The sequence below is a fragment of the Vibrio sp. 05-20-BW147 genome (genome assembly GCF_013369385.1).
Classification (GTDB): domain Bacteria; phylum Pseudomonadota; class Gammaproteobacteria; order Enterobacterales; family Vibrionaceae; genus Vibrio; species Vibrio floridensis.
On the sequence record NZ_SZTO01000087.1, the window covers coordinates 1 to 689 of the forward strand.

General features: G+C 45.7%; 1 protein-coding gene, 1 tRNA gene and 1 rRNA gene. 2 read left to right on the forward strand and 1 reads right to left on the reverse strand.

The features are described 5' to 3' along the window. The first annotated feature begins 85 nt into the window (after nt 1-85). Together rrf and FC652_RS20145 are read left to right on the forward strand one after the other, a co-directional pair. Nucleotides 86-201 (forward strand): 5S ribosomal RNA (rrf, locus tag FC652_RS20140). Nucleotides 202-233: 32 nt separating this feature from the next. Further along, a tRNA-Asp gene (locus FC652_RS20145) sits at nt 234-310 on the forward strand. 139 nt (nt 311-449) lie between these two features. On the opposite strand, the gene FC652_RS20150 is transcribed toward FC652_RS20145, so the two are convergent. After that, nucleotides 450-689 (reverse strand): transposase (locus FC652_RS20150; protein WP_176299909.1); only part of this gene is annotated, 240 nt, incomplete at its 5' end.

A 689-nucleotide genomic window follows, 5' to 3' on the forward strand; every position in this document is an offset into this window, starting at 1 on the left:
ATTGAATGTGTAGAGAACGAAAACAGCTTTCCAGATTTTTTGCCTTCAGTTTTTAGAAAAAGCTGAAAGTAAAAACAAGAATTTGCTTGGCGACCATAGCGTTTTGGACCCACCTGAATCCATTCCGAACTCAGAAGTGAAACGAAATAGCGTCGATGGTAGTGTGGGGTTTCCCCATGTGAGAGTAGAACATCGCCAGGCTTTTAATTTAGACTTAAATGTCTAACCAGTGCGGAGCGGTAGTTCAGTTGGTTAGAATACCGGCCTGTCACGCCGGGGGTCGCGGGTTCGAGTCCCGTCCGCTCCGCCACTTATTCCAGACCTCAGCAGAAATGCTGAGGTTTTTTTGTATCGGTTGTATTATTTTGGTCTGCGACCAACGAGTCCCGCAAAAGGTTTGCCCGTTGACTGCAACCCCAGCCGTCAGCCACTTATACCAATCTGGAAAATTAACTGATCAGGTCTATCCAGCTTCTCGAGCACATCTGTCTGACTCTGGCCGAACATTCCAAAAAACTATTCCAAGCCCTACATACTTTGGAGACAATGTCTTCGTGATCCGCAAAAGATTGATTGGCGAGATAGTGTTGTCTTAACCAACTCCACACTTGTTCTATCGGGTTTAGCTCTGGTGAATAGGGTGGGAGCTTGATGATACTGACATTATCAAATGGCTCAGCAATGTCATT